A 26,566-nucleotide genomic window follows, 5' to 3' on the forward strand; every position below is an offset into this window, starting at 1 on the left:
TCGGGCCTGTCGCAGGCGTCGGGATCTCACGCCCGGCTGAGCGTCACGCGCGAAAAGCCGCGCTCACGGTTCCGGCGACGGCTCGTCCTCAATCAGCGCGATCGAGGTCGCGATCGGACCGTCTAGGGGTCCCACATGGGCTATGAAGCGGGCCCGCGACCAGAGTTCGACGCGGTCTCCGTCGCTCAGGCAGAGGGCACGTTCCGTCGCGTCCGCGTCGCTGGCGGCCTCGATCGGGATGGTCGACCTGACGCTCCCATCCGGCGCGAACCGGTAGGCCCGGTACGGCGAGAGCGCACAGGACGAATGGCGCCTGGCCGGGAAGCTTACGACGTCTGCCATTCGCGCCTGCCCGCTCTCGTTGTGAACACCAGCCCCAAGCTGCTGGCGCTCGAGGCACGCGATCCGTCGACCGGCATCCTGCGCCTCCCTGAGCCGCAATGATAGCCCAGATGATGGGCGGCCGGAGCGAACCCGGAAAACGCCGTCACGGTTCGTGCGGTCGTCGGTTCAACGCCGTCTGATCGGTGCCGCGCATGGAACGGTCGGCTGATCCGGCCGGTTCGAAGCTCACGGCGTGCCGCGTTGGCGCGCCGACGACCAGGGTTAACGCTATGGCTACCGGCACAGTGAAGTGGTTCAACGAGACCAAGGGCTATGGCTTCATCCAGCCCGACGACGGCGGCAAGGACGTGTTCGTCCACATCTCGGCGGTCGAGCGCGCCGGGATGCGCAACCTGATCGAGGGGCAGAAGATCTCCTACGACGTCGAAGCCGACCGGCGCAGTGGCAAGGAGAGCGCCGCCAACCTGAAGGGCGCCTGAGCCGTCCTTCGTGGGGATCACAGCCGGCGCGCGCCGTTCGGCATCGGCTGACCAGATCCGCCTAACATCAGCATCGCGGGCCGAGTCGGGTATCGGCTTGCGGTGCTGAAGCGACGACCTGTGCGGGACCGCTCGCCACCGATGTCACCGCGCCGGGACCGCCCCGCCCTGGCTCACCAGGGTGGCCTCCCGGTCGGAGGCCTTCCACACCGGCAGCGACCCCTCGCGGACGAACATGGCGAAGGCCTCCGCCACCGCTCCTCGGTCGAAGGCTTGCGCCCCGTCCACGGCGCGACCGACGATGCAGGCCGCGTCGGGAGCCTCTGCGACCGGTGGCCGGCTCTCCAACGAGAACAGCACGCCCGACCGATCCGGCCTCAGGTCATCCGGCAGGGCGCCGATCTTGCGCCACAGGCAATCCCAGCGGGCGCAGGCCTCCGGACGCTCGGGGTAGATCCCGCACGCCGTGCCGGTGTTGTGGCGGCACAGGACCCCCGCGGGCTTGTCGAGGGCCTTGATCTCCAGGGCTCGACAGCAGACCGTGCAGGAGCCGCAGGATCGGCCTTGTGCGAGAGCCGCGGTGTTCCGTGGGGCGTCCCCCCGGCGACCGCCTTGCCCTTGGGGCTCCTTGATGATCAGGGTGTCCTCGCTGTCACGTCGTTGCGGCCTGTCGCGCGCGGTATGGGACGTCGCCGATGTCGGACGATGCCACGCTCTGGGATCTCGTAACCGCCGAGCGCATCGCCATCGAGGACGTCGGTGCCGCCATCGACGTCTACCTCGCGGAACCGACGACGCAGAATCATCCGATCGGGCCGGACCACAGTCTCGATCTGGCTGCGGCCGTCGCGGCGCACGCCTTCGCGTCCGCGACGGTGGTCGATCCTGACAGCGACGAGCCGTCCCGTCGCATGGCGGTGCGATCGGCCCTGCTCATGGGCCGCCCGACGGCCCGATCGATCGGCCGCCGAGACCCTGCGAGGGATCAGCGTTCGGCGGATCGGGCGATCCGCTTGAGCGCGGCTACTGATCGTCCTCGTCGTCGTTGACCTCGATCAGGTCGCTGGTGTCCTCGTCGTCCTCGTCGACCACGAGGGTGTCATCCTCGACCGTGTCGCCGTCGTCCTCGATATCGAGCGTGTCATCGCTCTCGGTATCGGTGTCCTTGTCGGCTTCCTCGGCCTCGGCCTCATCCAGTGACACGAGTTCCGGCCCGTCCGTCTCCTCCTCATCGTCGACCGGCGTCTCCTTGCGCGCCACCACGGGTGCGGCCGCTCGGGCGGAGGACGGCGACACGGAGGTGGGGACGACCTCGCCCGAGTAGGGCGAGATCACGGGGGTCTTGTTGAGGTCATAGAACTTCTTGCCCGTCACCGGGCAAATGCGCTTCGTACCAAGGTCCGGACGTGCCACTGCGACTCTCCAAAAGGACGTTCCACGCTGGACGGGCAGCGCACTCTCCGGCTCATCTATCATAGATGGCGGCGGATCACCCTGCCCAACGCGAGTCTGGATCGGATCCGGGCAGCGGCTTGCCCGCCCGCAGACGTCCCGCTGCCGGTGACGGCCTGGCTGACCCCGCGAGGAGGCAGACACGCGCCCGCCCGACCGACCGCTTGAACGTCGGCTCTCGGACGCCGCCATTCCCAGGCCGCCCGGCAACGTCGCCCCGGGGTAGTCAGCGGCCCCTGGCCCTTCGCCAGACGGCACAGGGACCGTCTTCGGGCCGCCCCAGTCGGCCGCCTCGCGCCCGTCCCCTCAGAGCGATTCCGAGGCTCGATCGGCCGGATGCCGGATGGCACGCGGCTGACCTCTCAGAGCCGCAGGAAGGCTGATGAAGCCTTGCTTCTCCTGCGCCGGTGTCAGGCCCCGCACTCGGTCGCAACCGCGTCTGCTCCTGACGTCCCGGCCTCGTCGGCCGCAAGATCGAGCAGTCGTTGCGCGAGTAGCACCGCCGTCGCCGCGTCCACCGCGGATGCGTCCGCTCCGACCCGTTGGACGAGGTCCGGCTGCTGCAGAAACATCGGTCCTCCGACCATCACGCAGATGGCTCGGTTGCACGACGCATCGCGCACGGAGCGGATCGCCGTGGCGAGCTGGTCGACGCGCGTCTCGCTGCTGAGCGTCAGACCGACGACGCCGAACCATTCGGACGCCACCAGAGCGGCGATCTCCTCTGGACTGGAGGAGAGGCCGATCGACACGGCCCAGCCTGCCCGACGCAGGAATTGCTCGACGATCCGCACGCCGAACGTGTGCTGTTCACCTGGAGCGCCCATCAGGAGCAGACGACGCCGATCATCGCGCGAGGCGGCCCCCGGCGCGGCTCGGAAACGCGCGACGAGCCGTTGGAGCCGGGCCACCCCCGTGGTGACCTCGACGAAGTCGCACAGATCCTCGTCCCACATCCGGCCCAAGAGAGCCGCGGAGGGGGCCAGAAGATCGAGGAACAGGCGATCGACAGGGTGGCCGGCCGCCACCAGGGCCGAGAAAGCCTCGATGACGGCCCCATCGTCCGTCGCGAGCGTGAGATCGGTGAAGGCCGCGATCTGTCCCGCGTCTGGTTTGAAGGCGGGTATGGCTCCCTCGGTCCCCAAACCGCGATGGCGCAGAACCAGTTGCGGGATGATCTCGGTCTGGACGACCTGCCCCAGGGCCAGGCAGCGCTCGCGTGCGGCCTCGGCGGCACGCTTGCGCGCATAGAGCCGACGAGCCTCGGTCGCACGTTCGGTATCGTGCGGGAGACCGTCGCCCCCCAGATGGTCGGACGAACCGAAATTCTGCATCGTCCCCCCCGGCGCCACAGCGTCGGCGGCCTTGCTGGCCTATCGATCGCTGCGCAGCATGAGAACTGTTGTCAGCGCGGATGTAAAGGCTAAGTCAAATTTCCTGGGATAAGACAACGCGGCCCGGCTTGGCCGAAAGACAAAGTTTTGCGCGCGGGCGAGACAACGGTCGGGCTCGGGCTTAGACAGGCGATCGCGCGCCCCCTTGCCCGTGAAGGGTCTTTGCGTGGTCGGACTGGCTCGCGGGCCCAACCGCGCAGCCGCAGGGACTGGAATGGAGGTTCGCCACGGCGACGCGGTCGATCCTGGAGAACGGGATGCTCTGCGACGCCCGGTCGAGGTCGAATGGGGGCCATCGAAGTCGTGGCCCACCACGCCGATCGGGCGCCGGACTGGATGTTACGGGCTGGCCCGATCAGCTTCGTCCCAGCGAATCGAGCGGTCCCGAATCGAGTTGCTTGAGAATCCGCTCGAGGGCCGAGATGTTGCTCTTGTCTTCGGCGCTTTCAAGCGCGTCCGTCAGGACCATGCGGATGTCCTCGGCTTCGACCTTCTCCATCTCCCAGTCCGGATAGAGACGCTCTCGCTCTTCCTCGCTCTGGCTCAGCGAAACGACATCGTAGTGGCGCGAATCGCCATGCAGGCGCGCGATCAGCTTGTGTATCTGGGCAGCCGGCCCCTCGATCCACTGGAAGAAGACGCCGCTGCCGAACACCAGGACCCCGGTGATGCCATGCGCGAGATTGTGGAGCTGGGCCGCCTTGACGATGCGGCCGACCTCGGCGTCGTCGACGCCGTCGGCGGCACGGCTGCAATAGACGAAATGATACAGCGCGGGCAGCGGGACTTCGTTCAACTCAGCACCGCGTGGAATGCCGTATTCATCGAACATGAGCGGGCTCTTTCCGTCTATGCCAAGCAGGGCGTTCCCCCCGGCGCGTCAGCGGCAGGATAGCGCAACGAACCGGATTTGGCATTGAGCTTGGTCGCCCCGGCCATCACGCGGACACCGAAGGTGCTGCGGATCGACCGGCCATCAGCGTGCTCACCCGCGATCAGGCCGATGCGGTGACGACGAAGCGGGCCTGTCACGGGCCTGCCATTGGCCTGCTATGGGTCTGCCATGGGTCGTGTGCAGGCGCGGAACCGACGTCGGCTTCCCTGCCTGGCGGTCCGAAAGCGGTCGGACCGCTCTCGCCCTGAGCGGCCCTGCAGGTTTCGACCCATCTCGGTCGTCAGGACCGCGTTCGTCTCGTCCTCAAAGGAGACGTTTGCCTGCGGTAAAGCGACTTCGGCTCGGGGTGAGGAGCCGGCCTTCGGCGGGGCGGTCGCAACGGACTGCGTCACCGTCGCAGGCGGACGTTCGCGGATTGGACGTTATGGAGCGCTGCCTCTCGGGCAGGGATCCGGCCGTGCGGCCTAGAGCGTGGCGCTGGAGCTGCGGGTGACCGGCGGCGGCGCCCAGGAGCCGTTCAGGAGGACGTCCTTCGGCCAGTAGGTGCGGAGCATCAGGATGAAAGGCCCGGCCGGGGCAGGTAGCCAGTTCGCCTCCCGCTGCGCGCCAGGGCTCTCATGCTGGATGAGGAGATCAACCGAGCCGTCCGGGTTGGCCTTGAGGCTGTCGCGCGGGCTCAATGAATAGCGGTTGATCGGGTTGTCGACGAAAAAGTAGTCCGCGTCATACATCGTCAGCGACCAGAAGCCGTTGACGGGCGGCAGCTCGCCGGCCGGGAAACGCATCACGTAGGTCGAGGCGCCGGTCAGCCGACGGCCCGCGGCATCAACCGTGGCCACCGGGTAGACTGCGTCCTGCGGCAAGTTGCAGCCGAGCCCGACCGCCGTCACCAGAGCGCGTTGCAGGTAATCCTTGCCGTAATCGCCGCCGTTGGTCGTGAAGGTCCAGCCGTTTACGTGCTGTCCCGCCGCCTTCATGTGTCCCATGATGCGAGGAATGGCCTCCTTCGGCGCCTGCGCGATTGCCTCGCGGGTGGCAGGCGGCAGGCGTGCGGGATCGAAGGGCTGGCCCGGCACGATGCCGAGTGAGGCCATCTTGGCGACCGGAACCCCATCGGCGAGCGCCGGCGAGTTGTCCTTCATGAGGGTGGCCAGCATGTTGAAGTAGGTCGTCGCATCCATGCGGTTGACCTGCTCGCGCACCGCCGTCTTCGTGTCGACGCTCGGATCGACGCGCCCCGGAGGCGGTGTGTACGGCTTGCCGGCCGCGCTCGCCGGGATGAGCCGGTACTGGTCCTGCAGCGCGTGCACGGCCCTATAATCCTCGGGAGCCCCCGTGCAGTAGGTCCGGCCAAGGATCCAGATCAGGTTAGTCGGCGCCTGGATCAGCTTGGCGCCGGACGGCACGCTGCCGCTCCAGCCGGGTCCGGCGATGAAGTAGGTTTGTGGCCCGGTTCCCGTCGTGCGCTTGCCCGGCACGGCGAACACGTTCGTCCAGGCGCTCAGCATCGGCATGAGATAGTATCGGCCGTCCTCCTCCGGGATGCTGAGAAGGTGGGGCTCTGTCCCGACATCGATGAAGGCGCTGGAGTACAGAGTATCCGCGTTTGGTGCGGTGACGGCCCGGAACTTCGCGTCTGGATATTCGCGCAGATTGGCGAATTGGCCCATCGGGGCGTTCTTGCCCTCGGGCGCCGCCACATTGGTGAGCACGCGCCGGGTCATCTCCATGGTGACGAGCGGGTAGCCGTAGATGTAGGCGTCCGTCGCCAGCTCGATCGGATCGGCCACCGCGTTGTTGCCGATGAGTGGCGCGTCCTGGGCCGTGCTCTGAGCCCGGGCGAGAGGCAGGCCCGAGCCGACGAACGGGATCGTAGCGGCGCCGGCGGCGAAGATCCGTCTGGTGACATCCATGACCGTCTCCTCGGAATTGCCCGCTCAGGCAGGCGGCTTCAGGAAAAATCTCGATCCCCTAGACGCGCCGAATGCAGTGCCCTCTCGCCGGACCGGCTTTGCCGACCGTCAGAACAGAGAAACCGTCGAGAGCCACATCGGATCGCGGCGCGCGGCAGCATACCGAAGCTGAGCACGGCAGCTTGACCGAATGGGACAGCGGCTTGGCTCGACCCGGAAGCGCACTGTGTGTCTGACAGTCCAGTAAGGCTTGTCCTAGCGGAACGCTCCAGTTCGAAGCGGCCACAAACGGCGGCCTGCTGAAGGCGCCCCATAGCGAACCGGCGGAGTTGGTCTTCATCCGCATGCCCAATCTTCACCGGTGGGATCGGCTGCTTGGGGTCGTGAGCAAGCGGGAGGGCAAGGCCCGCTCCAACGTCTCTGCGCCCTGGAGCAGCCCGGCAGAAATCCACCCCGCGCGGTCCGTCCGCTGCCGACCCATGTCGGCCCTTCGGCCCGCTGTTGGACGCCCCGAAAGCAGGGGCGTCCACAGACGCCATTCGTCGGCCGTCCGGCAAGTTCGGCTCTGGGCGGAAGGCGGCCGGACCAGGGCGCGCCCTCGGGTGACGCGCTGCCACAACCAAGGTCATCGCGCCCGGCGGACAATTGGCGCATAAGGGGGAATCACTGGCTTCGGACCCGGCCGTCAGTGCCTGAGAGCAGCGAGCGCTCCCGCCCTGATCACGCGGAGCATGTCTGTGTCTGACAGCAGGCCTTTAGCCATCCTCATCGCCGAGGCCGATGAACTTGTCCGTATGGTCACGGCCGACATGCTGGAGGATGTTGGCTTTCAGGCCATAGAGGTCCGCACAGCCGCCGAGGCGCTGGCGGTGCTCGAAGGACCGACCCCGGTGAGCATGCTGGTGACGGGGCGCGGCATCGTGGGTGATGGTGTTGCCCTTGCCCACCTCGTTCATCACCGTTGGCCCGCTGTCGGCATCATTGTCACCTCGGGAGCCGGATCGGATCTTCAGCGGGCGCTGCCGCCGGGCACACGCCTGCTCAGCAAGCCCTACGACTTTGCAGACCTCATCCACGAGGTGGACGCCGGCCTCGCACAGGTGCAGGAGGCGCCCGCAACCGCCCCCGTATTGCCGAGCGGAGTACCGCCTCACAGGGGAGTGGACCTGGGCAACGGCCTGGGAACCGTTGCCGGCCCCTCGACCGAGCCGGACAAGACGTAACCCCTGCTTCCATCACGGCCAGGTCTGAAGCCCGTCAGTTTGGCCGAGGCGATGTTCGGTTTGATGCGTCGTCGCTCGCAGGCAGACGAGCGCAAACCCGCCCGTCTCGCCGATCCGGCGTCCTTCGTTGGCGTCTCCGAAGCGGACAGGGCCCGCTGCCGGTCCGCGACCTTTCGAACGCCTCGATCACCACGGAGCTCCGGAAGCAGGCCAAGCGCGAGGCCACCCGGGCCGACTTGGCGACCCGCGCGCGGAACACGGCTGCGATCGAGAGGGCGCTCGATACCGCCGGCGGGACCGCCGACGACCGGACGCCCGTGCTCGACCGCATGGCCAAGTTCGTCACGATCACCGCGTGCGACGGCGAGCGCGTGCCGAGCGTCGGAGAGGAGGCCGGCGGGATCCGGAGCGGGTCACGATCGCTCCGGCAAGGGTCGACGTCCTGGCGGCCGAGCTTCGCGAGACGGACCCGCGGAACGTCAGCCGGCAGGCGCCGAAGGCCCGCTCGACGCCTGCGCCGAAGTCCGCGGCGGCTCCGCTGACGGGCGATCTCGGGCGGTTCTCCCGACCGGGGCCGGACTACAGCTTGACCATGACCGGCGGCGTCGACCGCGTGGATCGTGCCGCTGACGACCGCTTCGCGGCAGCCCGGGCCTCCTGAGCGCCTCGCAAGCCGTTGGCGACCACGGGACGGCCTGCGCCCAATACGCCGTCGCGGTCTCACGCGACCCACCCTGACCGCAGTGCATCCTGCCGAAACTTTTATTGTGCAGCGCAATCAGCGACTTATCATTTAAGTATCTCCGTTCCGGAAAATCACGGATCATTATTTGGATCAAATCTTCATTTCAGACATTGTTTATATGATCCGGCGCACGATTTAAATGAGGCACAATAAGAGGGATAAATAACTATCCCCGCATCCCGATTGGCATCTGAATTTCGCAGAGCAGACATCGCCAATCGATTATAGGACAGGAATTTACAATGACATCCAATCAAAACACTGACCAGAACAGGCACAACAGGCAGTTCGACAAGGCCGCCGAGACCCTGAAGGCCAACGCCGACAAGTCCGCCGAGCAGACCACACAATTCGCCGACGCCGCTCGCGACGGTGTGAACAAGTTCGTCGATCTCAACGAGCGCGCCGCGGAGAACACCCAGCACATCGTGCAGAAAGGCGTCGAGACGGCCTCGCACCAAGCGCGCCAAGCCGCGGATCGCTTCAGCCGCACCCTCGGCTACACGGGCGAGGGCAGCGAGCGCTTGGCTCGGCAGTCCAAGCAGAACATGGAAGCAGTCGTTCGCTGCGGGACCGTGATCACCCAGGCCTTCTAGGACACGTCACGGATCTGGCTTTCGCTGAGCCAGAAGCAGTGGCAGCGCAACCTCGACGGCCTGAACAAGCTGGCTCGCGCCAAATCGGTGCAGGAGTACTCCGCGATCCAGAGCGAGCTCGTCCGTGAGGGGCTGCAATCCATGGTTCAGGACGGCAAAGCCCTCTCCGAGACCTCGGCGCGCGCCATCGAGGAGGCCGGCAAGACCTTCTCCGGCATCGCGCAGCAGGGCTGAACGCGCGTGCGCTGAGACGCCGGACCGAAGGTCGAGTGATCCTCCTCGATCCGGCAATCAACCCGAGGGCGGTCGCTTCGGCCGCCCTTTTCGTTTGTCGCAGTCGCGTCGGTTCTCGCGCGGCGTGGCTCGGAGTGCGCGATGTACAACCCCTATGCCGTGACCCTGCTCGCTCTCGAGGCGCAAAGGGTCGTCGAACTTCGGCTTGTGAAACTCGCCTTGGGCGGTGCCGACGGTCAGCTTGAGGCGCACCGAATGGTCAGCGAGAAGATCAGCGCTTTCATCGAGGCCTCGGGCACCTTGATGACTGGAGGTTCTGTCGACGTGGTTGTCGCCCGCTACCGTGAGCACGTGGCTGCGAACGAGAAGCGTCTCACGGCGACCTGATCGGGATTGGCCGGCAATCGCCTTCGGGCAATCCGTGGGGTTCACCGCAGCGCGCGCAGACGTGGGAGCCGGGCGTGTCGCCGCCGCAGCCGCGTCTGCGTCTTCCAAACCCTTGTCCAGAAGCAGGCCGTCGCAAAACCACCCGACTGAGACACTCGGTGACCTGTCGGAGCAGGGTCGGAAACGGCTTACCCGAGTCGGCGTGCCTGACCAGGTGAAACGCACACGCAGCCCATGGCCCGACTGAGGCGGTCGAGAGACCGTGACCCTGCAGAGGGCCGCGGCACACAAGGAAGGCGCCGGTGATCGTGATGCGGAAGCGCTCACCGCCGGGGCATCGACGCGGCGGCGACAGCAGGTCCGGCTCCCTTCAGCCACGGCTCGGATTCAGTCCGGACACCTGTAGATGTCGGCCTCGAAATCCCCATCCCCCTGGGTCATGTGCCAGACGCCGCCCCGCTGGCGCGTAAAGACGATGTCCGATCCCATCGTGATGCCGCTGCGAAACCGGCACGCGACGCCGAAGATGAGCCTGCTCCCTTCGCCGCGCCTGGTCTTTATCGCGCATGTTCCGCCCGCGTACGTGATCTGCTGCGGTGTGATCGTCACCCTCAGGCTCGGGGGATCGGTCCTGTCGCCGCGGCATGGCCGGTTCTGCAGGTATCGCCCCTCGAAAGCGTCTTCTGCGCAAGCGCGGGCGCCGACCAGGACCATCGCTGCCGCCACCCCGGCGACACACCACGCGCGGCCCATATCGCCCTCCAGATCAAGATCAAGTTGAATGTGAATACAGAGTCATGGCACCGCAATTGATCCATATCAATCTCATTACTGGCAATTTATGCTGATTTTTACATGACAATGGCACATATCGAGCACGCGAATGCCGCTTGTCATGACGCTGGCGCTCCGGAATCTGCTTCAGGATCGGCTTCGGTTCGTGGCCGCCGTCACCGGGATCGTGCTCTCGGTCGTCCTCATCCTGGTGCAGATGGGCTTGTTCTACGGCTTCGGGCGGATGGTGACGCTGATCGTCGATCACACCGCAGCCGATCTCTGGATCGTCTCGAAAGGAACGCAGTACTTCGAGGACATCTCGATTCTCGACGCGGAGATGCGCCAGGAGCTGAGCGCCGTCGACGGGGTGTCGGAGGCCGTCCCGGTGGTGGCGGGCTTCTCGGCTTGGCTGCCGCCGGACGGCGGATTGATCGGGATCTTCATCATCGCGTCCGACCCGGTCGGTGGCCTGGCGCCGTGGAACATCGTGGAGGGTGGCCTCGACGATCTCGCGACCGCCGGCACCGTGTCGCTCGAACGGTCCTACGCAGACCAGCTGGGCGTGTCTGCGCGCGGCGAGACGGCACAGGTTCGCGGGCACCCGGTAACGGTCGGGGCGGTCACCTCCGGCCTGCGCTCCTTCACGACGCGGCCCTACGTCTTCACCGATTTCCGCAGCGCCCGATCCTATGTCGGATTACCGGCCAATCTGGTCACGTACTTCCTCATCCGGGCGAAGCCGGGGGCCGACATCGCGCGCATCCGGCAGGAGGCGCAGGCGCGTGTCTCCGGCATGGAGGCGCTCACGCCGGAACAGTTTCGCGCGCGGTCCCTGAATTTCTGGCTCTACCGGACGGGGGCCGGCGCGGCTCTCGTCGCGGGCGCCCTGCTCTCCATCATCGTCGGGACCGTCATCATCGCGCAGACGCTCTACTCCAGCACGAAGGAGCACCTCTACGAATTCGCGATGGTCCGGGCGATCGGTGCCTCCAACCGATACATCTACAGGGTCATCGCCTTCCAGGCGCTCGTGAACGCGCTGATCGGTCTCTCGGTGGCGACCGTAATCAGTATCGGGGTCGAGCGTCTGACCGCGACGAGCGTCGCCCCGGTCGTGATTACGCCCGCCTTGGTGGCGGTCGCCTTCGCCCTCACGCTCCTCATGTGCGTCGCCTCCGGCATCGCCTCCATCGTCCGGATCATCCGGGTCGATCCCGCGAGCGTGCTCACCCGATGAGTGCCGCGATCGAAGCCGCGCGGGTGTGCAAGACCTACGGGCAGGGGCCGACGCGCGTCGAGGCGGTGCGGGCACTCGACCTTGTCGTCCGCGCCCACGAGTTGACGGTCCTGGTCGGGCCCTCGGGCAGCGGCAAGACGACCCTGCTGTCCATCCTGGGCTGCATGTTGACGCCCACGAGCGGGACCGTGCGGGTCTGCGGCGTCCCGACCGGCGACGCCCGGCCGGAGGCGCTGGCGGCCATCCGGCGGCGGCACATCGGCTTTGTCTTCCAATCCTACCATCTGTTCTCCACGCTCACCGCGGGGGAGAACGTCCAGCTCGCCCTCGATATCCGCAGCGAGCGCGGCCCCGGGGCGACCGCGAAGAGCGCCGCGGTCCTCGCCGATGTCGGCCTCTCCGCCAAGCTGAACGCGTTCCCGCGCGAGCTGAGCGGCGGCGAGCAGCAGCGCGTCGCGATCGCGCGGGCGCTGGTCGCGGATCCGTCCGTCATCCTCGCGGATGAGCCGACGGCCGCTCTCGACTCGGAAAACGGTCGGGCGATCATGGCCATCCTGTCATCGGCGGCGAAGCAGCGCGGGCGGGCCGTCCTCGTCGTGACGCACGACGCGCGTCTCTTCCGCTTCGCCGATCGGATCGTGCACATCGAGGACGGGGCGATCACGCGCGAGGAACGGCCGGACACGGACGACTGCGAGACGCATGCCCGGACCGTGGGTTCGCAGAGGGCCGGCCGCCCATGATCGACAGGCGGCAGAATCATCGCGGCCGGGCGGGTGCGGCGCGCGGCAGGCGGTCTTCTGGACGTCCGCGAGCCCGGGCCGCGGTGGCTTCGCGACCGGCCATGCGTGCCCCCGCCGCGACAGCCATGTCCGTCTGCTCGTCCCGGCGAGGCGCCCGTTTCCGGACCATAACGGGCCTCCGCCATCGGCGCGTCCTGGCGCGGACGGACGCTCTGCCCTGAAGGCATCGACACGGGCATCGACGGCCTCGGCGCGACGGGCATGCCGCCGAGTGTCCTGGAGGCGACGAGCACCGCATGCGCGTTCTCCTGACCGAGGGCAGCAGTACGTCTGCGCGCCAAGCCATCACGGCCCTGGCGCTCGCCGGGCACGAGGTCGCCTACTGCGATCCGGCCCGGATCTGCCTCGGGCGGTTCTCGCGCTTGGTCGTCCGCCGCTATCGCTGCCCGCCCCTCGGCACGGATCCGGAGGGGTTTCGACACTTCCTCCACGAGACGCTCTCGCGGGAGAGATTCGATGTCCTCTTGCCCATCCACGAGCAGGGATACCTCGTCGCCCGCTTGGCCGACGAACTGCGCCCGCGGGTTGCGTTCGCGGTTCCGGCCTTCGAAAGCTACGAGCGCGTCCTGACGAAGCTCGGTTTTCGCGGCCTGCTGACCGAGCTCGGCCTGCAACAGCCCCCAACACATTTGCTCGACGATCCGCGCAGCCTCGCCCAGCACGCGGCCTACCCGTTCGTCGTGAAGGCCGCCCTGGGCACGGCGAGCCGCAGCACCTGGTTGATCCGTTGCGAGGCGGACCGGGACCGTGCCGCGGCCGAACTCGCGCATGTGGCGAGCCCGGGCGAGCCGATCCTCGTGCAGGCATGGGTGTCCGCGCCCCTCGAGCAGGCGCAGGCCGTCTTCCAGGAGGGGCGGCTCGTCGGGTTCCACGCCACGCGCAGGCTCGTCGAGGGAGCAGGCGGCGGCGCGGCGCTCAAAGAAAGCGTTCATCGCCCCAACGTCGCCAGCGATCTTGCAAAGATCGGCTCCCATCTGTCCTGGCACGGCGCATTGTCCGTCGATTACTTCACGGACGACCGCGGCGAGCGCCCGCTCTACATCGACGGCAATCCGCGCCTCGTCGAGCCGATGGCCGCCAGCCTCGCGGGCCTCAACCTTGCGGACCTGCTGGTCCGCGTATCTGCCGGTCACAGCATCGCGCACGGCCGCATGGGCCGGCCGGGGGTGCGCACGCGGCTCGCCCTGCAAGTCCTCCTCGGCGCGGCGCTTCGGGGCGCCCGCCGGCGGAACCTCGTCGCGTCGATCCTGCAGCTTGTCGGCCGCCCAGGACCCTTCGCGCAGGCGCGCGAAGAATTGACGCCGGTGCGTCTCGATCCCTTGAGCGTCCTGCCGGTGGTGGGTGCGGCGCTCATGCTCCTCGCGCGGCCGGCCTGCGCCGGAGCGATGGTGCGGCAGGGATGGGGCGCTCACCTCCTGACACCCGAAGCGATGCGGCACATTCGAGATCTGGCCTAAGCCTCCAGCTCGCCCGACCCGGGCCGCCCAATCGCCGCATTGTATTGGCCGCCAATTCCGCACCGATACACCGGCGGAATTGATCGAGATCAACGCAATAAATGAGCAGAACATCAGCATCGCATCGAATTCCAGAGAAATCCGATGACCGCCGTCGATCTCGTTACGGGTGGATGCGGCTTTATTGGCCGCCATCTCGTCCAGTCGATCATTGCCACAGGGCGCAGCGTGCGCGTGCTCGACTGTGGCGACCCGCGTGGCCTTTCGGCTGACGCCGAGTATCGCCGCGGCTCGATTCTCGATGCCGCCGCCCTGTCGTCCGCGATGGTCGGGATCGCGCGCGTCTATCATCTGGCCGGCGACGCGCACCTATGGGCCCCCGAGCGGGGTGCCTTGGCCCGCGCGAACGCCGAGGGCACGGAACGCCTGCTGGCCGCAGCGCCGCCTGCCGCACGGGTCGTGCATTGCTCGACCGAGGCGGTGCTGCTCACGGGATTTCGGGATGCTGCGCGGGTGCGCGACGGCGATCTCCCATCCCTGGACCGGATGGCCGGTCCCTATACACGATCGAAATGCCTGGCCGAGCAGGCGGCGTTCGCCGCCGCGCAGGCGGGCCGCGATGTCGTGATCGCGAGCCCCACGGTCCCGATCGGACCGGACGACTGGAACATGACGCCGCCCGCGGCGATGCTCGCCCTCTTCCTGACCGGGCAGACGCCGTTCTTCCTCGATTGCACGCTCAACCTCGTCGATGTCCGGGACGTGGCCGAGGGGCTGCGTCTGGTGGGGGAGAAGGGACAAGCCGGGCAGCGCTACGTGCTGGGCGGCGAGAACGTGCCGCTGCGGCAGCTCCTCTCCAGGCTGGAGCGGATGACGGGCCGACGCATGCCGTCCATGGCGTTGCCGGGCAGCCTCGCGATGGCGGTGGCCATCGTTGCCGAGTGGTTCGCCGATCATATCTCCCACCGAAGTCCGGTGGCCGTGCGCGAGGGCGTGCGCCTTGCGCTGCGTTCCACGGCGTTCGACCACAGCAAGGCGCGCCGGGAACTCGGCTACGAACCCAGACCGATCGACGAAGCACTGGCGCTGGCGGTCGCATGGCTCACCGAGCGGTCCGTCCCGCGCGCGGATGTGGCCGCACCGGCCCGCAGCACCGGCTTTGCGTCCTGATCGGCCCGATGCCGTCGAGCGGGGTGTCGCCGGCAGGCGGGCTGCCGGACGCGCATCGGTCGCCGGAGAGGCTCGAGGCCGGCCCAGCCCGCAAGTCACTGGCGCTCCTGACATTCGGCGGCCGGATGCTCTCCCGCGCCGACGCCAGGTCGGTTCTGGTCTTCGGCGCGACCGGGAGATGGCTGATCCGCAGGACGCGCCATTCGGCCGGGGGAGCGACGGGATGAGGCCTCCACCGATCACGCGCCGCCCGAGCGCCCCCGCCTTCATCTTCGACGTCGACGGCGTCCTGCTGGCGTCCCCGCATGAACGTGCCTGGCGCGAGGCGCTCGCCGGCGTCGCGGATCCCCGGCCCTTCACCACCGCCCTGTATCAGGCGCAGGTCGCCGGAAAGGCCCGGATCGACGGGGCCCGCGCGGCCCTCGCCGCGCTGGGTCTACCGGATACCGAGCGCCTCGTGTCGGCCTACGCCGATGCGAAACAGCGCTGTCTCGAGCGGATCGTTGCGGCCGAGGGCGTGACGGCCTTTCCGGACGCCCTCCGCTTCGTCCGGGCCCTCGCCGGCCGGGGCTGGCCCCTGGCGGCGGCCTCGTCCTCGAAGAACGCGGAGGCCATGATGCGCGCGGTGCCGCTGAGCGAGGACCGGACGCTGCTCGACGCGTTCGCGGCCCGCATCTGCGGCCGCGCCCTGCGCCACGGCAAGCCGGACCCCGAGATCTTTCTGCTGGCCGCCGCCGAATTGCGGGTCGTCCCGGCCCGCTGTTTCGTGGCCGAGGACGCCCCCGTGGGCATCCGGGCCGCCAAGGCCGGCGGCATGACGGCCATCGGCATCGCCCGCCTCGGCGACGCCGACGGATTGCGGGCAGCGGGGGCCGACCGGGTGGTCACGAGTTTCGACGAGATCTGCATCGAGCATATCGCGCCGCCGTCTTCGGGAGATGCCGCATGAGCGTGGCCGACACCTTGGCCGAAGACATGATCGCTGGAGGCGATCCGTCCTGGCTGCTGCGCGAGACCGGATACGAATTGCTGCGGGAGAGCACCTTCGAAACCCGCTTCGCCCTCAGCAACGGCTTTCTCGGCGTGCGGGGCGGGCTGGCTTCCCATCTCGGCGCCTGCCGGGCTGTTCCGCCGCGGATCTACGTCGCCGGATTGTTCGACACGCCGACGCCCGACAGCGTGGTTCCGGAACTGGTGCCGGCCCCCGACTGGACGCAGGTCCGCATCCTCCTGCCGGACGGCCCGCTCATGCGCTGCCCGGACCGGTCCTCGCGGGCTCTGACCCTGGACATGCGACGGGGGGCCCTGTTCATGGAGGCCCGTCAGACCTGCAACGCCCCGCTCGATGTCTGCCTGCGCTCCCTGCGGCTGGTGTCGCTGCACGCGCGTGCGATCGGCATGCAGGTGATCGAGCTTCGGATCGAGAGCGGGGTCAGCGACCTCACCTTCGAGGCCGCGTTCGGGCCCACGGATTTCGAACTCGCGCCGGAACGGGCGGAACTCGACCTGAAGGCGTGGCGCACCTGGCGATCCGGCCGGAGCCTCGCCATCGCGGCGGCGGCCTCCCTGGAGGTCGACGGGATCGAGCGTCAGCCCGTGATGCGGGGCGACCTGACCTGGAACTGGAGCTGGACCGCCCAGCCGGGCCAGATCGTGACCTTCCGGCGCATCATCGCGGTGACCCGCCACCACGCCACCGACGTCCATGCGGGCGCCCGGGCCCGCAAGGAACTGGCCGCCGCGCGCACGCTCGGCTGGCGCGGCATCCTCGCCCGCCACGAGGCGGCCTGGGCCGAGCGCTGGCGCTGCAGCGACATCCGGGTGACGGGTGACGCCGCCGCCCAGGCCGCACTGCGCTTCGCCATCTACCACCTGAACGGGGCGGCGAATCCGGAAGACCCGCACGTCTCCGTCGCAGCCCGCGCCCTCACGGGGGACGATTACCGCGGCCACGTCTTCTGGGACACCGAGATCTTTCTCGTGCCCTTCTACGCGCTGACTTGGCCGGAGGCCGCGCGCACCCTCCTGATGTACCGCTTCCGCACCCTGGACGCGGCCCGCGCCAAGGCCGCGCAGATGGGTTGTCGGGGCGCCCTCTACGCCTGGGAATCGGCCGATAGCGGGTCGGAGGTCACGCCCGCCCAGACGGTCGGCCCGGACCGCAAGATCCTGGACGTCCTCTGCGGCAGCCAGGAGCAGCATATCAGCGCCGACGTGGCCTATGCGGTGTGGCAATACTGGCAGGCGACCGAGGACGAAGCCTTCCTGCAGGAGGCTGGGGCAGAGATCATCCTGGAGACGGCCCGGTTCTGGACCTGGCGTGCGGCGCCGGAGGCGGACGGCCGGCGTCACATCCGCACGGTCATCGGGCCGGACGAGTATCACGAGGGCGTGGACGACAACGCCTTCACCAATGGGATGGCCCGGTGGACCATCGCGCGCGGCCTCGACGTCGCCGCCCTCGTGCAGGCCCGCTGGCCGGAGACGTGGGCGCGCCTCGCGCGGAGTCTGGACCTCGGCGAGCCGGAACTGGCGCACTGGCGTGAGGCGGCGGAGGCCATCGCCACCGGCTTCGATCCGGCCACGGGGCTGTTCGAGCAGTTCGCGGGCTTCTCGGCCTTGGAGACGGTCGATTTGAACGCCTATGCCGGGCGCTCGGTGCCGATGGATGTCGTGCTGGGGCGCGAGCGGACGCAGCGGGCGCAGGTCATCAAGCAGGCCGACGTCGTCGCGCTCCTGGCCCTCCTGCCCGAGGCCTTTCCGGGCGCGAGCGGCGGGACCAACTTCGACCATTACGAGCCCCGATGCGGGCACGGGAGCTCCCTGAGCCGGGCCATGCACGGCCTCGCGGCCGCGCGGCTGGGGCGTGCCGAGGCAGCGCTGAGCTACTTCCGCCGAAGCGCGGCAATCGATCTCGCCGACACCCATGTGGCGATCGGCGGCGGCATCCACGTCGCGGCCCTCGGCGGGGTTTGGATGATAGCGATCCTCGGCTTCGCCGGGTTGTCGCTGCGGGCTGACGGGCTCGCTTTCGATCCGTGCCTGCCGGCCGACTGGCAGAGCCTCGACTTCAGGGTCCGGTGGCGCGGGCGGGACCTGGCCGTGGCCATAGACGGGACGACCCGTGTGCTGCGTGTCGCCCTCGACCGGGGGGCTCCCATGACGGTCTTCGCCGGAGGCGCCGCCTTCGTCATCGCGATGGACCGGCCCCTGACGGTCGAGGGCGTCGGCGGATGAGACCGTCGTCCTGGAGCGGGCGGCGGATCTCGGTTGCGGGACCGGGACCGCCCGCCCTCTCCCCTCCGTAAGCGATCCCCGCCGCGACGCACGCCGAGGGGCCATCCCCGGGATGTTGATCGGCGATGGGTTCGGCGCCGATCCGGCCATCAAAGCACGGTCGCCCGTCACGGGCGGCAGCCGCCCCCCATGCCGGTCCGCGTGGAGCGACCGGAGGTTCGCTGCGGCGTCATGCGGAGCCGCGTTCGACCGCGGCTCCGAACAGGCTGCGCGTTCAGCCCGCTCGACCGACGGATGTCGCCACCCCGCGCCGCGGTTGCAGACGGGCCGAGACATTTGAGCTGGCGCAAAGCGACGAGCGGCCGAACGGCGCACTTCCCGAGTCGACGTGGGAGGCGCTCATGGACCCGAGTCAGCGCAAGTTGAGCTGGGCGCTCTGGTCCGTGGCGGCGGCCTCCTTCGGCGTCCTGCTCGTCCACGATCTCTGGGTCGGCTTCAGCCAGACGGACGCGATCCCCTACAGTCAGTTCGAGCAATTGGTCGCTCAGGGAAAGATTGCCGAGGCGACCGTCGGCACCGACCGGATTGCGGCCACGCTGAAGGAGCCGGCGGACAACGGCCACCGGTACGTGGTGGCGACGCGCGTCGATCCAGCCCTCGCCGACAGGCTTTCGGCCAAGGGCGTGGTGGTCAAGGGAGCCCCATCCACGGGCTTCATGACGGGCCTCCTCTCCTGGATCCTGCCTGCCTTCGCCGTCTATTTTCTGTGGCGCGCCCTCTTCAGCCGCGTGTCCGGGCGGAGCGGCCTCGGCGGCCTCATGGCCATCGGCAAATCGAAGGCCAAGGTCTATGTCGAGACCGACACGAAGGTGACGTTCAAGGACGTCGCCGGCGTCGACGAGGCCAAGGCCGAATTGCAGGAGACGGTCGCCTTCCTCAAGGATCCCAAGTCCTTCGGGCGGCTCGGGGCGCGGTCACCGAAGGGCATCCTGCTCGTCGGGCCGCCGGGCACCGGCAAGACGCTGCTCGCGCGCGCCGTCGCCGGCGAGGCCGGCGTGCCGTTCTTCTCGATCTCGGGGGCCGAATTCATCGAGATGTTCGTCGGCGTCGGCGCCGCCCGGGTGCGAGACCTGTTCGAGCAGGCCCGCGAGGCCGCGCCCGCCATCATCTTCATCGACGAACTGGACTCCCTCGGCCGCAGCCGCAGCGGCACGCAGATCCTGGGGGGCCACGACGAGCGCGAGCAGACCGTCAACCAGCTCCTCGCGGAACTCGACGGGTTCGACCCGACCACCGGCGTGATCCTTCTCGCTGCGACGAACCGGCCGGAGGTCCTGGATCCGGCGCTCCTCCGGCCCGGCCGTTTCGACCGGCAGGTGCTCGTCGACCGCCCCGACCGGAAGGGCCGTGTCGAGATCCTGAAGGTGCATGTCGGCAAGGTCAGGCTCGCCGGGGAGCTCGACCTGGACGAGGTGGCGGGCATCACGCCCGGATTCACCGGCGCCGACCTCGCCAATCTCGTCAACGAGGCCGCCATCGTGGCGACCCGGCGCGGCGGCGCGGACGTCACCTATGCCGACTTCACGGCCGCCATGGAGCGGATCGTGGCCGGGCTTGAGAAGCGCAGCCGCGTGCTTGGGCCGGAGGAGCGCAGGCGCGTGGCGTTCCACGAGATGGGACACGCCCTCGTTGCCGCGAGCCTGCCGGGTGTCGATCCGGTCCTGAAGGTCTCGATCATCCCGCGCGGCGTCGGGGCGCTCGGCTACACGATCCAGCGTCCCACCGAGGACAGGTTCCTGATCACCGCGAGCGCGCTGCGGAACCGGATCGCGGTCCTGCTCGGCGGCCGTGCGGCCGAGGCGCTGGTCTTCGACGGGGATGTCTCGACCGGTGCCGCGGACGACCTGCAGCGCGCGACCCAGATCGCGCTGGAGATGGTGACCCGGCACGGGATGACGCCGGAGGTCGGCCAGCGCACCTATCTGCCACCCGCGAACCCGTTCCTGTCCGAGATCGGCAGCGACCGGCCGAACGCGTCCGACCTGACGGCTCGCGAGATCGACGTTGCCGGCCGGGACATCGTGGCGGGGGCATTCGAGACGGCGACAGAGATCCTGAGACGGCGGCGGCAGGATCTGGAGGGCGGGGCCGCGCTCCTCCTCGACGTGGAAACGGTGACGGCGGCGGAGTTTCCCGCGCTCAGGCCGGGCCCGGAACGAGGCCCGTCTCCCGAGCCCGAGCGGCGGCGCGCGCCGGTCGTCCGGCTGCCGGTCGATGCGAAGCAGGGCACCGACCGATGAAGCCGGCGGCCATCCGGGCCGACGGCGCGGCCGGCAGGACCGGAAGGCCGTCTGGGGCGGATCCTGGCCTTGGCGACCTGATCGTCCGTGAGGCGAACCCGCCTGGCCCGTTCCGGCTCTGGAACAGCCGCCGGCGTCACCCCCGAGCCCGCGATCCTGGGCGGATGCCGCGCACCGGTCAGCAGAGCCCGCAACGCGTCGGGGGCGGCGGGCCACCCCGTCGCGACGAGGAAGCCGCCGACGACGGCCACCGGCACGATGAGGAGATGCTTGAGCATATCTGTGTCATGGGCGGCGGCCCACGCGCGCGTGGTCCCGCGCGTGGGCCCGGAGGCGCTGTTCGAGGCGGGGTCACCGGGACGGCGGATCGACCCGCCGGCCGGCCGGCGCGGCGAAGGCCGGGTGCCGGTCACACGGGTGGCATCGGGCTCGCCGAACGGCGTGGCCATGGCGGCGGCGCCCCATCTGTGGTCGGCCTCCGATCCGCACCTCATCGCGCGCCCGCACCCCGACCCTTCGCCCGTGGAAGGCGCCGGGTGCGCCGGCACGCTCATGCCTCATGTGATCGCCGACCCGCCTCATCGCCGGCCCAAGGCCGGGCTGGGCGGAGGACGACGTGGCGGCTGCGCGGGCTGGTCCCGCTCGGTCTCTGCGGCTTGCTGTGAGCTTCGACTACCGATCCGAGAAGAATTTCCGAAGCTCCTCGGGGGTTACCTTTCCATCCTTGTTGGCGTCGACCGCGTTGAAGAGACGCTTATGGATAGCCGTCACTTCGTCGAACGAGAGAGAACCGTCCCCGTCCGTATCCGCAATCGCGAACATCATCCGCATTCGGAGGCCGCCGTCCATCATGTGGTCCATCATGCCACACATGCCGCCATGGCCCAGCCCTCCCATGCCGCTCATCATGCCCCGCCCCATCATGCTGGGTCGATTGGGCGGGGAGGCTGGGTCCGGCGTGTTCTCCGGGCCCGTTGATGTCTGAGCACCTGCGCTGGACAGCGAGCCGGCCGCGAGGAGTGTGGTGAGGGCCGTCACCTGCACCAGTGTCGCCAGCGTCATGAAACCCTCCCCAGCGAGAGATGTCCCTCGTCACGCGCAATGTCGCCAGCGATGCGGTCGGCCGTGGGCGCAACCGAATTCAGGTTACCTGCCCCGAGGGGTCACACATTGATGTTGATCAACCGCTCAGGACCTCAGGATCGGCGTTCGATCTGAGGCATGCCATTCCGTCGGCATCTCCGAGTCCTGAGCGCCGGATGCGCCCCGGCCATCGAAGTCCCTCGCGGGGCCCGCTGGGGGTGTCACCGATACCCGGTTGGGGTGTGATGGCGAGACCGGCGGTGCAGGCGCGCATGACGGCACGCGTCGTGGCGGATGCGCCCGTCCTGGCGATCCGGCGCAGGGGCAGACCCGCTCCGCTGATGCCGCTCCGCCCCCCGCGCTTCGACAAAGCGGCCGGGCGGCACGCGACGCTCGGCTCCCGCAGGCCCGGTGGAGTTCGAGAACCGGCCCGAACCCGCTGAGTGTGGTGTTCACCGTGCCGGCAGCAATCCGCGCCTTCGCAACGGACTCGGGAACAGCGGCTTGGCGTTGATCTGGCTCAACGACGCGAGGCTGACCTTATATGCGAGTTCGACTTCGATCGGCCGGTCGCTGGAGCGCGAACAGGTAGGCTCATCATGACTGCGACCACCGCGGCACCCGCACGGCCTGAACCCGACCCCGCCAGAGTCACCTCTGCCCAGCGCGAAGCCTCGGCGCGCGCCGTCGCGGTCGTCTCCGGTGCAAGACCGACGCGGCGGCAGTTGCCCGGATGCCATGTGCCGCGACGTCATCGTCGCGTCGGACGTCGCTATTTGCCAGTATCCGTCTCAACAAACCGAAATGGATCAAGGCCCTGGCCATCGCCGCTTCCCTTGCCGACACGAGGGCTTGCGCACGTTCAAGCGGTCCGCTCCGGGGGCAAGTCTCGGCTCGGCCGTCCAAGAGGGAGGGGTCCATGCAGAGCGGCAAGGAGTTTATCGACACCCTGAAACGTGAGCACGCCCGCCTCGGCCGGCTGGTCGACGTCATCGATAACGGTCGTTGGTGGACGACGGACACGCCGGGCCGCCCGGCAGTCGCCGATCTGGACCAGCAGGCGAAACTCCTGGTGAGCGTCATCGATGAGATTGACCGTGTTGTCGGGCAGATCGGCTCGCGCTGAGCCCGACGCTGCGTAACGCGCGCAACAGCAATGCCGCCCAGCGCTCCGTGATCCTTGGCTTGCGCCTCCGCCGTGTCTCCGGCCGAGCGGTCACACAACCTTGCCGACGAGATGCCCGATCCCCGCGGTGACCGCCATCGCCAGGGCCCCCCAGAACGCAACCCGCGCGGTCGCCCGCGGGATCGCTGCGCCGCCCACCTTCGCGCCCAACGCCCCGAGCACAGCGAGGAACGTCAGCGAAGCTGCGGACACCGAGACGACGAGATAGTCGGCCGGAGAGACCGCGGCCACGAGAAGGGGCATGGCCGCGCCTGCGGAGAACGTCGCCGCCGAGGTCAGCGCAGCCTGGATCGGGCGCGCCGTGGTGAACGTGGAGATGCCGAGTTCGTCCCTGGCATGGGCGCCGAGGGCGTCCCGCGCCATCAGCTGCTCCGCGACCTTCAGCGCGAGATCGTGGTCGAGGCCGCGCGAGACGTAGATCCCCGCAAGCTCCTCCCGCTCGGCCGCCGGGTCCTGTTCGAGCTCGCGCCGCTCGCGCGCGAGGTCGGCCCGCTCCGTATCGGATTGGGAGCTCACCGAGACGTACTCACCGGCCGCCATCGACATCGCGCCGGCGACGAGGCCCGCCGTACCGGCGACCAGGATATCGCTGGCGGCGGCGGCGGAGGCCGCCACGCCGACGATCAGACTAGCCGTGGATACGAGCCCATCGTTGGCGCCCAGCACCGCGGCACGCAACCAGCCGATGCGCTCGATCAGGTGGCTTTCCGCATGGCGCGCGCGCATCGGCGTCAGCCTTTCTCGGCGGGTGTGGATCTGCCGCTGCCGGGAAGTATGCGACGCAGGGCGCGCTCGTGCCAGAGGTGGCGATGCGCCGAGGCGGCTGTGGCGCGGGGAGGCCCGCTCGGGCCGGGCGTTTCCGCCGGGCCTGAGCCAGATGGAACGGCCGACCCCGCCGGCGCGAGGAGATCGGCAGGACCCGGGTCACACCCGGCGGGTCATCCCTCCAAAGCCCCCCTCCAAAGCCCCGACGGTTTCGGCTGCGCGCCTGTCCCGGCAGCGCCGGGCGTGCCCGCTCGGGCTGAGCGGCCGACGGCTCAGCCGCGCTTCGCCTGCTTGAAGCTCTGTATGGCCTCCCGACAGCCGGTGGAGAGCTTCGCCATGTTCTTCTCGAAGCAGGCCTGCGTTCCGGGACCATCCTCCGGAGTCAGGTCTCCGCAGAAGGTCGTGAAGTCGCCCATGCATTGCTGCTGGAACGCCGCCTTCTCGTCGGCGGACATCGGCGCGGCCCAGACGGAGGTTGCCGCGGTGGACAGAAACAGAACGGTCGTGACCAAACGTATCGGCATGGCGATGCCCCTTCGGCTCGATGAATCCGGTCGGTAAGTCGAATGGGTCGAAAGCGGTTGCACGCCGGCGGGCCCGTCGGCGTTGGCCAGGACAGCCGGCGCCGGACGGTGCCCCGGCGGGCGTTCCGGACGGGGCCCTCAGCGGATCTGTGGCCCGGCGCGGTGCAAGGGCGACGATGACCGCGCTGGAGATTCCGACCGCCCGCGGAACTGCGCCCCGACCGGCCGACAGGGCCGGAAGGGGCGCAGCAGGTGCGTCAGCGGTGGGTTCCGGTCGAACCGGTGCCGGACGTACCGGTAGCCGTGCCGCCGGTCCGCGTGGTCGAACCGGTCGATTCCATCCCGCCGGACTTCATCTCGTGTCCGGGAGCATAGCCGGATGCGCCGGGGCTCCCCGCCCGGCTTCCGCGGTCCTGCATCTCGTGGCCAGGCGCCTTGGACGAAGCCCCCTGCTCGGCGGCCATGGCGCTGCCGCCGAGAGCGAGAGTGGCGAGAATGATGATCGGGAAGCTTCGCATTGAGCGTCTCCTATGTTGGAGCCCCTAAACGGCAGGGTGGCCGCGACCGTTCCAGAAAAATTCGATGTCTCGAAAGTATCGCCCGATGTTCGAAGACCGGAGATATCGCCGACCTTAATACTGAAGAAATTCTTTGAGGTTGTTCCTGCCGATCTGTCGCACGTCTGGCCGGCTCAAACGGCGCATCTCAGTCGTCGCATGGGCCCATGGTGCTGCGCGGCGCGTGGAACGGATTTGCCCCGAGCGCCGTATCTGAGCCGCACCGGGACCAATCCCGCTGCGAGGGAGGCTCCATGTTTCGCACGCCAACGTTGTTCCTGCTCGGCGCACTGACCTTGGCGGGAGGCGTTCTCGGGACCTCGTCCGCCGCCCTGGCCGATCCGCCCTGGGCCCGTGGGGAACGCGGCTTCCGCCCCGGCGGCCCGCCTGCATGGGCGCCCGCGCACGGGTATCGCCGCCATCGCGACATGGGCGGCTACGGCCGCAGGGATGCGCGCGTCTTCGAGGAGCGTCGCTACCGCGGGTACCGCGACGACCGCTACTAGATCCGTCGCGGGCATATCCTCGCCTCGCCGGCCCGGGCAGACCGCACCCCGCTTGGGCCGAGACACCTTGCGCGCGCCTGCGCCGTAGCCATCGGGACCGGTCATGACCCTCGTCCGTGCGATTGTCCTCGCGGTTGTCGTCCTGACCTCTCAGGGTGCGCTCGCACAGGCGCCTGTGGCGCCTCCATCCGCCGAAGACGGGGAGCCTCGCCCCGGGCCGCCCCCGCCCCTTCCGGATGTCTCCGATCCGAACGGGCGGGCCGGCGGGGCGCTGAACGAGCCCGACGAACGGTCCGATATCCCGAAGACGCTCCGCTCGTCCGGATCCAAGGCCGGCGGCCCGGCCAACGACCTGAACCCGGGCGGCCGCGCCGAGGCGCCGGCCCCGCCCAAGGGCGAGCTTGGCCAAGTCATTGCCGGCAAGGAACTGTTTCACGGCAACTATTGCGGGAAGGGGCAGCGCGGCGAGGGGTTGCCGCCGACCGACGACCTGGACGCCGCATGCATGCGCCACGATGCCTGCTATGACACGGCCGGGTACAGTTCATGCGCCTGCGACGCGACGCTGAAACGGGAGGCCTCCATCGTCTCGGACAGCCCGAAGGTGACGCTGGAAGTCCGGCGCAGGGCCCTCAGCGTGATCGAGGCGACGGCCGCGATGGACTGCCGCGCCCCCTGATCCCGGTCGGTGGACCGGCTCCTCGGCCGGGACTTCGGAAGTCGCGCCCGTCCCGCACCGCCGCGGGACCGGCGGCGGCGCAGGCCGCGCGCCGGCAGATCACCCTACGGCCGCACATAGCTCCACCCCTGCTCCTGCCGCTCCATGATCTGCACGACGCCGGAGGGAACGATCGTCGCCTGCGGCAGCAGCGGGATCGGATGCCCCTCGGCCTTCTCCATGGCGGTCTTGGTGTTGTTGCAGGCCGAGAACTGGATCTTCGACGGGAAGCCGGACTCGGCGAAATGCGCGATCCGGTCGGCCACGGTGGATTTGTCGGCCCGATACATGGCGAGGCCCGGCCCGAAGGCGACGATGTCGATCTCCACCGCCTCGTTCTTGGCGCGGTAATGATCGACCACGTTGGTGGCGTTGTTGAGCGTCAGGTTCATCGTGGCCGGGTCGGCTGTGTCCACCTGGAACACGACGCGGTGCCCCCTGCCCGTCTCGGCGGCGGAGACCGGGGCGGCGGCGAGCCCGGCCAGCAGGAACAGGATCGGGCGTCGGGGGAGCTGTCGCATGGCTGATCTCCGGTCGGGGCCGGCGCCTGCCGGAGCCCGTGACTTTGGCCCAGGCCCGGCGC

At 68.9% G+C, this 26,566-nt stretch carries 29 protein-coding genes; 17 read left to right on the forward strand and 12 right to left on the reverse strand.

Going from position 1 to position 26,566, the window contains the following annotated elements:
* Window positions 1–63 precede the first annotated feature (63 nt).
* On the reverse strand, window positions 64–342 hold the full coding sequence (locus tag MCBMB27_RS17395) for a hypothetical protein (RefSeq protein ID WP_075380931.1): 279 nt from the start codon (window positions 340–342) through the stop codon (window positions 64–66).
* A 272-nt stretch (window positions 343–614) separates the two neighbouring features.
* Between MCBMB27_RS17395 and MCBMB27_RS17400 the strand changes: the two genes are divergently transcribed.
* Window positions 615–824, forward strand: a complete 210-nt coding sequence (locus MCBMB27_RS17400) for a cold-shock protein (RefSeq protein ID WP_043356824.1) — start codon at window positions 615–617, stop codon at window positions 822–824.
* 144 nt (window positions 825–968) lie between these two features.
* Here MCBMB27_RS17400 and MCBMB27_RS30580 read toward each other — a convergent pair whose 3' ends face one another.
* On the reverse strand, window positions 969–1,184 hold the full coding sequence (locus MCBMB27_RS30580; protein WP_236952732.1) for a hypothetical protein: 216 nt from the start codon (window positions 1,182–1,184) through the stop codon (window positions 969–971).
* A 335-nt stretch (window positions 1,185–1,519) separates the two neighbouring features.
* Here MCBMB27_RS30580 and MCBMB27_RS17410 point away from each other — a divergent pair, with 335 nt between their 5' ends.
* Window positions 1,520–1,873, forward strand: a complete 354-nt coding sequence (locus MCBMB27_RS17410) for a hypothetical protein (protein WP_043383977.1) — start codon at window positions 1,520–1,522, stop codon at window positions 1,871–1,873.
* On the opposite strand, the gene MCBMB27_RS17415 is transcribed toward MCBMB27_RS17410, so the two are convergent.
* From MCBMB27_RS17415 to MCBMB27_RS17430, 4 genes are all read right to left on the reverse strand, one after another.
* Window positions 1,848–2,237, reverse strand: a complete 390-nt coding sequence (locus tag MCBMB27_RS17415) for a TIGR02300 family protein (RefSeq protein ID WP_043356817.1) — start codon at window positions 2,235–2,237, stop codon at window positions 1,848–1,850. The genes MCBMB27_RS17410 and MCBMB27_RS17415 overlap by 26 nt on opposite strands.
* 449 nt (window positions 2,238–2,686) lie before the next feature.
* Window positions 2,687–3,610, reverse strand: a complete 924-nt coding sequence (locus tag MCBMB27_RS17420; RefSeq protein ID WP_083683593.1) for a cobalamin B12-binding domain-containing protein — start codon at window positions 3,608–3,610, stop codon at window positions 2,687–2,689.
* Between the two features lie 415 nt (window positions 3,611–4,025).
* Window positions 4,026–4,502, reverse strand: coding sequence for a BLUF domain-containing protein (locus MCBMB27_RS17425; RefSeq protein WP_075380932.1), 477 nt, complete (start codon window positions 4,500–4,502; stop codon window positions 4,026–4,028).
* A gap of 527 nt (window positions 4,503–5,029) precedes the next feature.
* Window positions 5,030–6,478 carry a DUF1254 domain-containing protein gene (locus tag MCBMB27_RS17430; RefSeq protein WP_053611186.1) on the reverse strand — a complete coding sequence of 483 codons (1,449 nt, stop codon included), beginning with the start codon at window positions 6,476–6,478 and terminating at the stop codon, window positions 5,030–5,032.
* A 731-nt stretch (window positions 6,479–7,209) separates the two neighbouring features.
* Between MCBMB27_RS17430 and MCBMB27_RS17435 the strand changes: the two genes are divergently transcribed.
* The 5 genes from MCBMB27_RS17435 (at window position 7,210) to MCBMB27_RS17450 (ending at window position 9,663) form a co-directional block, all read left to right on the forward strand.
* Window positions 7,210–7,701 (forward strand): response regulator, encoded by a 492-nt coding sequence (locus MCBMB27_RS17435; protein ID WP_075380933.1) that lies wholly within the window; start codon window positions 7,210–7,212, stop codon window positions 7,699–7,701.
* A gap of 355 nt (window positions 7,702–8,056) precedes the next feature.
* Window positions 8,057–8,362, forward strand: a complete 306-nt coding sequence (locus MCBMB27_RS17440) for a hypothetical protein (RefSeq protein WP_075380934.1) — start codon at window positions 8,057–8,059, stop codon at window positions 8,360–8,362.
* Between the two features lie 326 nt (window positions 8,363–8,688).
* Window positions 8,689–9,042 carry a hypothetical protein gene (locus MCBMB27_RS30585; protein ID WP_236952733.1) on the forward strand — a complete coding sequence of 118 codons (354 nt, stop codon included), beginning with the start codon at window positions 8,689–8,691 and terminating at the stop codon, window positions 9,040–9,042.
* Between the two features lie 24 nt (window positions 9,043–9,066).
* Window positions 9,067–9,276, forward strand: coding sequence for a phasin family protein (locus MCBMB27_RS30590; RefSeq protein WP_257787428.1), 210 nt, complete (start codon window positions 9,067–9,069; stop codon window positions 9,274–9,276).
* 141 nt (window positions 9,277–9,417) lie between these two features.
* Window positions 9,418–9,663, forward strand: a complete 246-nt coding sequence (locus tag MCBMB27_RS17450; RefSeq protein ID WP_043356801.1) for a hypothetical protein — start codon at window positions 9,418–9,420, stop codon at window positions 9,661–9,663.
* A 387-nt stretch (window positions 9,664–10,050) separates the two neighbouring features.
* Here the strand turns inward: MCBMB27_RS17450 and MCBMB27_RS17455 are convergent, their stop codons facing one another.
* Window positions 10,051–10,416 carry a hypothetical protein gene (locus MCBMB27_RS17455; RefSeq protein ID WP_236952734.1) on the reverse strand — a complete coding sequence of 122 codons (366 nt, stop codon included), beginning with the start codon at window positions 10,414–10,416 and terminating at the stop codon, window positions 10,051–10,053.
* A gap of 130 nt (window positions 10,417–10,546) precedes the next feature.
* Here MCBMB27_RS17455 and MCBMB27_RS17460 point away from each other — a divergent pair, with 130 nt between their 5' ends.
* The 7 genes from MCBMB27_RS17460 to ftsH all read left to right on the forward strand — a co-directional run bounded on the left by MCBMB27_RS17460 (window position 10,547) and on the right by ftsH (window position 20,644).
* A complete protein-coding gene (locus MCBMB27_RS17460) occupies window positions 10,547–11,677 on the forward strand; it encodes an ABC transporter permease (RefSeq protein WP_075380935.1) in 1,131 nt (376 codons plus the stop codon).
* Complete coding sequence (locus tag MCBMB27_RS17465) at window positions 11,674–12,420, forward strand: ABC transporter ATP-binding protein (protein WP_075380936.1); 747 nt, start codon at window positions 11,674–11,676, stop codon at window positions 12,418–12,420. The genes MCBMB27_RS17460 and MCBMB27_RS17465 overlap by 4 nt, the downstream gene beginning before the upstream one ends.
* Before the next feature lie 296 nt (window positions 12,421–12,716).
* Window positions 12,717–13,937 (forward strand): ATP-grasp domain-containing protein, encoded by a 1,221-nt coding sequence (locus MCBMB27_RS17470; protein ID WP_075380937.1) that lies wholly within the window; start codon window positions 12,717–12,719, stop codon window positions 13,935–13,937.
* A gap of 144 nt (window positions 13,938–14,081) precedes the next feature.
* Window positions 14,082–15,107 carry an NAD-dependent epimerase/dehydratase family protein gene (locus tag MCBMB27_RS17475; protein ID WP_075380938.1) on the forward strand — a complete coding sequence of 342 codons (1,026 nt, stop codon included), beginning with the start codon at window positions 14,082–14,084 and terminating at the stop codon, window positions 15,105–15,107.
* 223 nt (window positions 15,108–15,330) lie between these two features.
* Complete coding sequence (locus MCBMB27_RS17485) at window positions 15,331–16,056, forward strand: HAD family hydrolase (protein ID WP_053609596.1); 726 nt, start codon at window positions 15,331–15,333, stop codon at window positions 16,054–16,056.
* A complete protein-coding gene (locus MCBMB27_RS17490) occupies window positions 16,053–18,344 on the forward strand; it encodes a glycosyl hydrolase family 65 domain-containing protein (protein WP_075380940.1) in 2,292 nt (763 codons plus the stop codon). Before MCBMB27_RS17485 ends, MCBMB27_RS17490 begins: the two co-directional genes overlap by 4 nt.
* Before the next feature lie 401 nt (window positions 18,345–18,745).
* Window positions 18,746–20,644: an ATP-dependent zinc metalloprotease FtsH gene (ftsH, locus tag MCBMB27_RS17495; protein WP_075380941.1), complete on the forward strand. Its 1,899-nt coding sequence runs from the start codon at window positions 18,746–18,748 to the stop codon at window positions 20,642–20,644.
* Between the two features lie 672 nt (window positions 20,645–21,316).
* On the opposite strand, the gene MCBMB27_RS17500 is transcribed toward ftsH, so the two are convergent.
* A complete protein-coding gene (locus MCBMB27_RS17500) occupies window positions 21,317–21,706 on the reverse strand; it encodes an EF-hand domain-containing protein (protein ID WP_043353662.1) in 390 nt (129 codons plus the stop codon).
* Window positions 21,707–22,646: 940 nt separating this feature from the next.
* On the opposite strand from MCBMB27_RS17500, the gene MCBMB27_RS17505 reads away from it, so the two are divergent.
* Complete coding sequence (locus tag MCBMB27_RS17505) at window positions 22,647–22,853, forward strand: hypothetical protein (protein ID WP_075380942.1); 207 nt, start codon at window positions 22,647–22,649, stop codon at window positions 22,851–22,853.
* A gap of 90 nt (window positions 22,854–22,943) precedes the next feature.
* On the opposite strand, the gene MCBMB27_RS17510 is transcribed toward MCBMB27_RS17505, so the two are convergent.
* The 3 genes from MCBMB27_RS17510 to MCBMB27_RS17520 form a co-directional block, all read right to left on the reverse strand.
* Entirely contained in the window at window positions 22,944–23,639 is a 696-nt protein-coding gene (locus MCBMB27_RS17510) for a VIT1/CCC1 transporter family protein (protein ID WP_043759436.1), read from the reverse strand.
* A gap of 311 nt (window positions 23,640–23,950) precedes the next feature.
* Window positions 23,951–24,202: a hypothetical protein gene (locus tag MCBMB27_RS17515; RefSeq protein ID WP_043353668.1), complete on the reverse strand. Its 252-nt coding sequence runs from the start codon at window positions 24,200–24,202 to the stop codon at window positions 23,951–23,953.
* 257 nt (window positions 24,203–24,459) lie between these two features.
* Entirely contained in the window at window positions 24,460–24,720 is a 261-nt protein-coding gene (locus tag MCBMB27_RS17520) for a hypothetical protein (RefSeq protein WP_043353670.1), read from the reverse strand.
* 293 nt (window positions 24,721–25,013) lie between these two features.
* Here MCBMB27_RS17520 and MCBMB27_RS17525 point away from each other — a divergent pair, with 293 nt between their 5' ends.
* Window positions 25,014–25,265 (forward strand): hypothetical protein, encoded by a 252-nt coding sequence (locus MCBMB27_RS17525; protein ID WP_043353672.1) that lies wholly within the window; start codon window positions 25,014–25,016, stop codon window positions 25,263–25,265.
* Between the two features lie 103 nt (window positions 25,266–25,368).
* The gene (locus MCBMB27_RS17530; RefSeq protein WP_107059924.1) at window positions 25,369–25,944 is read left to right on the forward strand and encodes a phospholipase A2 family protein; all 576 of its coding nucleotides are present in this window, start codon (window positions 25,369–25,371) and stop codon (window positions 25,942–25,944) included.
* Window positions 25,945–26,048: 104 nt separating this feature from the next.
* Here the strand turns inward: MCBMB27_RS17530 and MCBMB27_RS17535 are convergent, their stop codons facing one another.
* Window positions 26,049–26,504: a DsrE family protein gene (locus MCBMB27_RS17535; RefSeq protein WP_043353674.1), complete on the reverse strand. Its 456-nt coding sequence runs from the start codon at window positions 26,502–26,504 to the stop codon at window positions 26,049–26,051.
* Between the last annotated feature and the right edge of the window lie 62 nt (window positions 26,505–26,566).

The organism is Methylobacterium phyllosphaerae, from assembly GCF_001936175.1.
Lineage (GTDB): Bacteria > Pseudomonadota > Alphaproteobacteria > Rhizobiales > Beijerinckiaceae > Methylobacterium > Methylobacterium fujisawaense.

Excerpts from the sequence above, each read along its gene's own strand:
- MCBMB27_RS17395 (WP_075380931.1), bottom strand. The coding sequence starts at position 342 with ATGGCAGACGTCGTAAGCTTCCCGGCCAGGCGCCATTCGTCCTGTGCG.
- MCBMB27_RS17400 (WP_043356824.1), top strand. The coding sequence starts at position 615 with ATGGCTACCGGCACAGTGAAGTGGTTCAACGAGACCAAGGGCTATGGC.
- MCBMB27_RS17410 (WP_043383977.1), top strand. The coding sequence starts at position 1,520 with ATGTCGGACGATGCCACGCTCTGGGATCTCGTAACCGCCGAGCGCATC.
- MCBMB27_RS17420 (WP_083683593.1), bottom strand. The coding sequence starts at position 3,610 with ATGCAGAATTTCGGTTCGTCCGACCATCTGGGGGGCGACGGTCTCCCG.
- MCBMB27_RS17425 (WP_075380932.1), bottom strand. The coding sequence starts at position 4,502 with ATGTTCGATGAATACGGCATTCCACGCGGTGCTGAGTTGAACGAAGTC.
- MCBMB27_RS17430 (WP_053611186.1), bottom strand. The coding sequence starts at position 6,478 with ATGGATGTCACCAGACGGATCTTCGCCGCCGGCGCCGCTACGATCCCG.
- MCBMB27_RS17435 (WP_075380933.1), top strand. The coding sequence starts at position 7,210 with ATGTCTGTGTCTGACAGCAGGCCTTTAGCCATCCTCATCGCCGAGGCC.
- MCBMB27_RS30585 (WP_236952733.1), top strand. The coding sequence starts at position 8,689 with ATGACATCCAATCAAAACACTGACCAGAACAGGCACAACAGGCAGTTC.
- MCBMB27_RS17450 (WP_043356801.1), top strand. The coding sequence starts at position 9,418 with ATGTACAACCCCTATGCCGTGACCCTGCTCGCTCTCGAGGCGCAAAGG.
- MCBMB27_RS17455 (WP_236952734.1), bottom strand. The coding sequence starts at position 10,416 with ATGGGCCGCGCGTGGTGTGTCGCCGGGGTGGCGGCAGCGATGGTCCTG.
- MCBMB27_RS17460 (WP_075380935.1), top strand. The coding sequence starts at position 10,547 with ATGCCGCTTGTCATGACGCTGGCGCTCCGGAATCTGCTTCAGGATCGG.
- MCBMB27_RS17465 (WP_075380936.1), top strand. The coding sequence starts at position 11,674 with ATGAGTGCCGCGATCGAAGCCGCGCGGGTGTGCAAGACCTACGGGCAG.
- MCBMB27_RS17470 (WP_075380937.1), top strand. The coding sequence starts at position 12,717 with ATGCGCGTTCTCCTGACCGAGGGCAGCAGTACGTCTGCGCGCCAAGCC.
- MCBMB27_RS17475 (WP_075380938.1), top strand. The coding sequence starts at position 14,082 with ATGACCGCCGTCGATCTCGTTACGGGTGGATGCGGCTTTATTGGCCGC.
- MCBMB27_RS17485 (WP_053609596.1), top strand. The coding sequence starts at position 15,331 with ATGAGGCCTCCACCGATCACGCGCCGCCCGAGCGCCCCCGCCTTCATC.
- MCBMB27_RS17490 (WP_075380940.1), top strand. The coding sequence starts at position 16,053 with ATGAGCGTGGCCGACACCTTGGCCGAAGACATGATCGCTGGAGGCGAT.
- ftsH (WP_075380941.1), top strand. The coding sequence starts at position 18,746 with ATGGACCCGAGTCAGCGCAAGTTGAGCTGGGCGCTCTGGTCCGTGGCG.
- MCBMB27_RS17500 (WP_043353662.1), bottom strand. The coding sequence starts at position 21,706 with ATGACGCTGGCGACACTGGTGCAGGTGACGGCCCTCACCACACTCCTC.
- MCBMB27_RS17505 (WP_075380942.1), top strand. The coding sequence starts at position 22,647 with ATGCAGAGCGGCAAGGAGTTTATCGACACCCTGAAACGTGAGCACGCC.
- MCBMB27_RS17510 (WP_043759436.1), bottom strand. The coding sequence starts at position 23,639 with ATGCGCGCGCGCCATGCGGAAAGCCACCTGATCGAGCGCATCGGCTGG.
- MCBMB27_RS17515 (WP_043353668.1), bottom strand. The coding sequence starts at position 24,202 with ATGCCGATACGTTTGGTCACGACCGTTCTGTTTCTGTCCACCGCGGCA.
- MCBMB27_RS17520 (WP_043353670.1), bottom strand. The coding sequence starts at position 24,720 with ATGCGAAGCTTCCCGATCATCATTCTCGCCACTCTCGCTCTCGGCGGC.
- MCBMB27_RS17525 (WP_043353672.1), top strand. The coding sequence starts at position 25,014 with ATGTTTCGCACGCCAACGTTGTTCCTGCTCGGCGCACTGACCTTGGCG.
- MCBMB27_RS17530 (WP_107059924.1), top strand. The coding sequence starts at position 25,369 with ATGACCCTCGTCCGTGCGATTGTCCTCGCGGTTGTCGTCCTGACCTCT.
- MCBMB27_RS17535 (WP_043353674.1), bottom strand. The coding sequence starts at position 26,504 with ATGCGACAGCTCCCCCGACGCCCGATCCTGTTCCTGCTGGCCGGGCTC.